Annotated in this window: 7 protein-coding genes; 3 read left to right on the forward strand and 4 right to left on the reverse strand. The window is 66.9% G+C overall.

The window, feature by feature from the left end:
* Nucleotides 1–235: mechanosensitive ion channel (locus QGG75_10630; protein ID MDP6067689.1), on the reverse strand; the 235-nt coding region annotated here is incomplete at its 3' end.
* Between QGG75_10630 and QGG75_10635 the strand changes: the two genes are divergently transcribed.
* Nucleotides 234–758 (forward strand): trimethylamine methyltransferase family protein, encoded by a 525-nt coding sequence (locus QGG75_10635; GenBank protein MDP6067690.1) that lies wholly within the window; start codon nucleotides 234–236, stop codon nucleotides 756–758. The genes QGG75_10630 and QGG75_10635 overlap by 2 nt on opposite strands.
* Before the next feature lie 248 nt (nucleotides 759–1,006).
* Here QGG75_10635 and QGG75_10640 read toward each other — a convergent pair whose 3' ends face one another.
* The 3 genes from QGG75_10640 to QGG75_10650 are packed head-to-tail and all read right to left on the reverse strand — an operon-like array spanning nucleotide 1,007 to nucleotide 4,178.
* Nucleotides 1,007–2,833, reverse strand: coding sequence for an extracellular solute-binding protein (locus tag QGG75_10640; protein MDP6067691.1), 1,827 nt, complete (start codon nucleotides 2,831–2,833; stop codon nucleotides 1,007–1,009).
* A complete protein-coding gene (locus tag QGG75_10645) occupies nucleotides 2,833–3,621 on the reverse strand; it encodes an inositol monophosphatase family protein (GenBank protein MDP6067692.1) in 789 nt (262 codons plus the stop codon). The genes QGG75_10640 and QGG75_10645 overlap by 1 nt, the downstream gene beginning before the upstream one ends.
* 11 nt (nucleotides 3,622–3,632) lie before the next feature.
* Nucleotides 3,633–4,178, reverse strand: coding sequence for a cytochrome c family protein (locus QGG75_10650; GenBank protein ID MDP6067693.1), 546 nt, complete (start codon nucleotides 4,176–4,178; stop codon nucleotides 3,633–3,635).
* Between the two features lie 88 nt (nucleotides 4,179–4,266).
* Between QGG75_10650 and QGG75_10655 the strand changes: the two genes are divergently transcribed.
* Entirely contained in the window at nucleotides 4,267–5,004 is a 738-nt protein-coding gene (locus QGG75_10655) for a 3-deoxy-manno-octulosonate cytidylyltransferase (protein ID MDP6067694.1), read from the forward strand.
* 28 nt (nucleotides 5,005–5,032) lie between these two features.
* The gene (locus tag QGG75_10660; protein ID MDP6067695.1) at nucleotides 5,033–5,923 is read left to right on the forward strand and encodes a prephenate dehydratase; all 891 of its coding nucleotides are present in this window, start codon (nucleotides 5,033–5,035) and stop codon (nucleotides 5,921–5,923) included.
* The last annotated feature ends 168 nt before the right edge of the window (nucleotides 5,924–6,091 follow it).

Genomic DNA, 6,091 nt, shown 5'->3' on the forward strand with positions numbered 1-6,091 from the left:
CATCGCGGAAGCGGCGGTCGATTTCGAAGCGGATGTCGCTGGCGATAGCCCGCCGGTCCATGACGTTTCCGGTGAAGCAGCGCAGTTCAAAATCCAGGCTGCTGGCTCCGAAGTCCTGAAAAAGCACGAAGGGCTCGGGTTCGCCTGTGGCGGCGCCGAGATCGCGCTGCTGAACGCGGCCTCGGCCCAGGTATCGAATTTTTTGCGATCTGCCCAGCGGCGTCGCCGCCGGCATGGCCGATTCGAAGATCCCCGACGCCCAGGCCGGCTACGAGAAGGCCATCAGCGCCGTCGCCGCGGGCCTCGCCGGCGCCAACCTGATCTACGAGGCGGCGGGAATGTACGCCAGCCTGTTGGGCTGCTCGTTCGAAGGCTTCGTTCTCGACAACGAAATCCTGGGCACCGCGTTGCGCGTGGTCCGTGGCATCGAGGTCAATCCGGAGACCGCCGATCTCGGCGTCATCCGGGACGTCGTCGCCGGGGCCGGTCATTTCCTCGGCGAGAGCCAGACCGTGGCGGCCATGCGGCGGGACTATTACTATCCGCCGCTGGCCGATCGCGCCACGCCGCAGCTGTGGGACGACGGCGGCGGATACGACGCCCTGGCGCGCTGCCGTTTCCGTTGCCGCGAGCTGCTCGCCGAGCACTATCCCAGCTATGTTCCCGGCGAGCTCGAGCAGCGCATCCGAGCCCGGCACAATATCCTCTTGCCAGAGGATATGATGAAACCCGGAGACCGCTGGCGGAGCGAAACCTGACCCTTGGGTGGGGGACGACGAGGAAAAGATTCTCGAAGCGGGTTGCGACGATTTTGTGGCGAAGCCGATTTCGCTGCCCAAGCCTCCGCAAACGGTGGCCAAGCACCTGTCGTGACCCCTGCCATAGTTCCGCTCTGGGTCAGCGGACTAAGACTAGGCCGCTCTCGCGATAGTTTTTGGCGCCAGGCGGCAGGGAGCGGTGCGAAAGTCGGGCTTCGAGATCTCCCTTGCCTTGGTAAGCCCCTGCCCTATTCCTTGACCGCCGCCTCGCCGGCCTTGATCCGGGCGTCCTTTTCCGCATCGATCCACCAGGTACTGAACCCGACAGCGTAATCGGGCTGCCTGGCGGGGCGGCCGAAGCGGTCCCAGTAGACGATGCGGAAGGCATCCAAATAGAACTGCGGGATGACGTAATAGTTCCATTGCAGCACCCGGTCCAAGGCCCGCGAGGCGGCCACCAGAGAGGGCCGGTCGGGGGCCGCGATTATGGCCTCGACCAGGGCGTCGACGGCCGGATGCTTGATGCCGATGACGTTGCGGCTGCCCTCCACGTCGGCGAACTCGGAATGCCAGAAATCGCGCTGTTCGTTGCCCGGCGACAGCGACTGCCCGACCCGCATAGTGATCATATCGAAATCGAAACGATCCACCCGGTTCTGGTATTGCGCGCTATCGACGGTGCGGGTGTGGAGCGTGATGCCGAGACGCTTGAGGAACTGGCTCATGGGCAGCACGATGCGCTCGAAGGAGGGCTGCACCAGCAGGATCTCGAATTCCAGCGCCTGGCCACTCTGGGGATCCCTGAGCTTGCCCTCCTTGACCTTCCAGCCGGCTTGGTCGAGCAGCTTCTTGGCCGCCCTCAGGCCGCGCCGGTTGTTGCCCGAACCGTCGGATTTGGGCGGCTGGTATTCTTGGGCAAAGATCTCGTCCGGGATCTTGCCGCGCCAAGGCTCCAAGAGTTCAAGTTCGGCCGGACCGGGCCGGCCCGTGGCCGCCAGTTCCGAGTTTTCGAAGAAGCTGCGCATGCGTTTGTACTGGCCGTGGAAAAGCGTGCGGTTCGACCATTCGAAGTCGAAGGCGTAACTGATGGCCTGGCGCACGCGGCGGTCGCGGAATTTTCCCCGGCGCATATTGAAAACGAAACCCTGCATGCCGGCCGGGCTGGCGTCGGGCAGGGTAGCTTGGCGCAGCAGTCCCTTGTCGCGGGCCGGCGAAGCGTAGCCCGTGGCCCAGCGTTTGGAGCTGTTCTCGGCCCGGTAATCGTAGGCATGGGCCTTGAAGGCCTCCAGCGCCACGGTCTGATCGCGGTAGTAGTCGTAGCGCAGGCGATCGAAATTGTGCTGACCCAGGTTGACGGGCAAGTCGCGGCCCCAATAGTCGGCCACCCTTTGATAAGTGATCGAGCGCCCGGGATCGACGGCCTCGACGCGGTAGGGCCCGCTGCCCAGGATGGGCTCCAGCGTCGTCTTGGCGAAATCCTTGTCCGCGAAATAGGTCTTCGACAGCACCGGCAGCTGGCCCGTGATGGCCGGCAATTCGCGGTTGAGGCCGCCCGAGAAATGGAACCGGACCTGTCGCGGGCCGGCCTTTTCGGCCTTGGCGATGTCGGCGTAATAGCCCCGGTAGAAGGGATGGCCCTTGGTCTTGAGCATCTCGAAGGAAAAAATCACGTCTTCGACGGTGATCGGCGAGCCGTCGTGGAAGCGTGCCTCGGGGCGTAGCTTGAAGGCCACCCAGGAGCGGTCCGCCGGCATCTCGATGCTCTCGGCGATCAGGCCGTAAAAGGATTCGCTCTCGTCGGCCGAGGGGGTGAGCAAGGTCTCGAAGGTCAGGCCCAACCCAGCCGCCGCCCGGCCCTTGAGGACGTAGGGGTGCAGGCTGTCGAAGGCGCCGACGGTGGCGAGCCGGACCAAACCGCCCTTGGGGGCCTGGGGATCGACGTAGTCGAAATGGGCGAAACCGGCCGGGTACTTGAGGCTGCCCAAGAGCGACGTGCCGTGGGTCACGGTGGTTTCCTGGGCCATCACAGGGGCGGCCAACAGCAGCAAGGTAATGGCCACCCCCAGGGCGCGCATCAGGCCGCCTCGCCGGCCAGCAGCCGCAGCGCCGCGGCGTGGACCCGGGCGTCGCCGGCCGCCAGCACCTGGGCGCCGTTGCCGATGGTCACGGCGTTGCCTTGCCAGTCGCTGAAGATGCCGCCGGCACCCTCGACCACCGGCACCAGGGCGCAAAAGTCATAGTTTTCCATGCCGGCCTCCATGGCGATGTCGGCAAAGCCCGTGGCCAATAGCGCGAAGCCGTAGCAGTCGCTCGACCACATGGTCATCTTGACGGCCGCCAGCATGCGATCGAGCGCCGCCGCCTCGTCGCCCCGGTACCATTCGCGGCCGGTGGTGAACATCGTCGCCAGGGCCGGATCGGGACAACTTCGCACCGCCACCGGCTGGCCGTTCAGGGTGGTCGGGCGGCCGGTCGCGCCGAGCCAGCGTTCGCCGTTGATGGGCTGGTCGATGACGCCGAGCACGGGCCGGCCGTGGCGCGCCAAGCCGACCAGGATACCGAACACCGGCTTGCCCGAGATGAACGAGCGCGTGCCGTCGATGGGATCGAGGTGCCAGACGTATTCGGCATCCAGGCGCACGCCGCCCAGTTCCTCGCCGGCGATGCCGTGGCCGGGATACTCGGCCTCGATGATCTGGCGCATGGCCGCCTCGGCCTCGCGGTCGGCGATGGTCACGGGGCTCAGGTCGGCCTTGGCCTCGACGTCCACGGGCTGGCGGAAATAGCGCCGCGCCACCTCGCCGGCGGCATCGGCCAGGCGCCCGGCCAGGTCGATGAAGGCGGGCGGGCAAACGTCGGTCACGAGGGTGCCGGTCAGTCGCCCGGCAGCGCCGCCGGCTGATCGCTGAGCGAGCGCAAAAAGGCGATCACGGCCGCCCGCTGAGCCGCGTCGGCGAGGCCGGGAAAGGTCATCTTGCCGCCCGGCAGGAAAAGCTTGGGCTTGGTCAGGTAGGCGTCCAGGTCGGCATAGCTCCAGTCGCCGCCGGCATCGCGCAGCGCCGACGAATAGCGGTAGCCCTCGCGCCCCGCCTTGGCCTGGCCCACGGTATTCCAAAGGTTGGGTCCGACCTTGTTCTTGCCGCCCTTGTCGAAGCTGTGGCAGGCGGCGCATTTCTTGGAAAGCTTCCGCCCCTGGGCGACATCGGCGGCGGCCAGCAGCGAGCCCAGGCTGGGCGCCGCCGGTTCGGCTTTCTCGGCCTCGGCCTCGTCGGTGGCGGCGCCTTCGGCCGGCGGCGGAAAGACGGTCTTTTCCAGGTCAGCCGGCGCCACCGCCGCGTCACCCAAGAGCGATACCACGATGACGACGAGAATGGCCGCCAATGTGCCGCCCACGTATTTGTTGAGCTCGAACAGATCCATGACCCAAAAAACCCCGGTTTGCCTGGCTGCGGCGGCGCCAGATTAACGGGTTCCAGAGTAACGGCGCAAGCCGTATAAGGGGCTCTGCATGAGCCTTGATCTCAACCCCATCGTCATCATCCCGGCCCGCCTGGCGGCGCGGCGCCTGCCCGGCAAGCCGCTGGCCGAAGTGGGGGGCGAGGCCATGATCGTGCAGGTCTGGCGCCGCGCCCGGGAGGCCGACGTGGGGCCCGTGCTGGTGGCCTGCGCCGAGGCCGAGATCGCCGACGCCGTCAAGGCGGCCGGCGGCCAGGCGGTGCTGACCCGGCCCGACCATGCCTCGGGCTCGGACCGGGTTTGGGAAGCGCTCGAGGCCGTCGACCCCCAGCGCCGGCACCAGGCCGTGATCAACCTGCAGGGCGACCTGCCGCTGATCGAGCCGGCCGCCATCCGGGCCGTGCTCGAACCGCTGGCCGACGAGGCTGTCGACATCGCCACCCTGGTGGCCGAGATCGTGGTGGAGGACGAGCGCCATAACCCCAACGTGGTCAAGGCGGCGCTGGCGGCCTCGGGCCGGGCGCTCTATTTCAGCCGCGCCACGGTGCCGGCGGGCGAGGGGCCGCATTACCACCACATCGGCATCTACGCCTACCGCCGGGCGGCGCTGGAGCGTTTCGTCAGCCTGCCCCCGGCAGCGCTGGAACGGCGCGAGCGGCTGGAGCAGTTGCGCGCCCTGGAAGCCGGCCTGCGTATCGACGCCGCCCTCGTTGACACTGTGCCCTTCGCTGTCGATACTCCCGCCGACCTCGAACGGGCGCGCCAATTGCTGGCCCGTCGGGGCGGTTGAGGGGGCGTTCCGACGTGACGAAGTCGACATGACCGGGGCCGGCAAGACCATCGCCTTCCAGGGCGAGGCCGGGGCCTATTCGCATCTCGCGGCCCAGCTCGAGTACGCTGACATCGAGCCCCAGGCCTGCCAGACCTTCGATGCCGCCTTCGCCGAGGTCGAGCAGGAGCGCGCCGATCTGGCCATCATTCCCATCGAGAACTCGGTCGCCAGCCGCGTCGCCGACATCTATTACCTGCTGCCCAATACCACGCTGCACATCATCGCCGAGACTTTCCTGCGCGTCAGCCACTGCTTGTTGGCACCGCCGGGCGCCACCTTGGCCGGCCTCAAGCGCGTGCACAGCCATCCCCAGGGCCTGGCCCAATGCAAGCGCATCATCAGCGAGCTTGGCCTGCTGCCGGTGCCGACGCTGGACACCGCCGGCGCCGCCCGCGAGGTGGCCGAGGCGGGCGATCCCGCCGAGGCCGCCATCGCTTCGTCGCTGGCCGGCAGCCTGAACCAGCTCGAGACCCTGCGCACCAACATCGAGGACGCCGAGCACAACATCACCCGCTTCATCATTCTGGCGCGCGAAGCCCAGACACCCGAGCCGGGCACCAAAGGCGTCGTGACCTCGTTCATGTTCCGCGTGCGCAGCGTGCCGGCGGCGCTCTACAAGGCGCTCGGCGGCTTCGCCACGCGCGGCGTCAACCTCACCAAGCTGGAAAGCTATACCGTGGGCCAGCGCTTCGCCGTGGCGCGCTTCTACGCCGAGATCGAGGGCCACCGCAACGATGCCGAGGTGCGCGGCGCTTTCGAGGAACTCGGTCTCTTTTCCACCGAGGTCAAGATCCTCGGCGTCTTTCCGGGCCACCAATACCGCCAGGAAGGCGGCCGGCCGCTTTCAGACCTGAATAGCGAGATCCAAGGCCCCTGAGATCGCGGGGAACGGCGAAGGTCAATAAACCACAGAGATGGGGTAATCGGCGCTGAGGGTGGCTACTCTCCGAGCTTTTGGAACGTGGTCTGGATGTTCCAGCCACAAGAAGCGTTAAGGAGAGCAGCCATGAAGTACTATGCCGGATTGGACGTTTCGTTGAAAGAG

Source organism: Alphaproteobacteria bacterium (assembly GCA_030740435.1).
Classification (GTDB): domain Bacteria; phylum Pseudomonadota; class Alphaproteobacteria; order UBA2966; family UBA2966.

Bases quoted from the DNA above. Each gene is read 5' to 3' on its own strand.
- QGG75_10660 (MDP6067695.1), top strand. From the start codon at position 5,033: ATGACCGGGGCCGGCAAGACCATCGCCTTCCAGGGCGAGGCCGGGGCC.
- QGG75_10640 (MDP6067691.1), bottom strand. From the start codon at position 2,833: ATGCGCGCCCTGGGGGTGGCCATTACCTTGCTGCTGTTGGCCGCCCCT.
- QGG75_10655 (MDP6067694.1), top strand. From the start codon at position 4,267: ATGAGCCTTGATCTCAACCCCATCGTCATCATCCCGGCCCGCCTGGCG.
- QGG75_10635 (MDP6067690.1), top strand. From the start codon at position 234: ATGGCCGATTCGAAGATCCCCGACGCCCAGGCCGGCTACGAGAAGGCC.
- QGG75_10650 (MDP6067693.1), bottom strand. From the start codon at position 4,178: ATGGATCTGTTCGAGCTCAACAAATACGTGGGCGGCACATTGGCGGCC.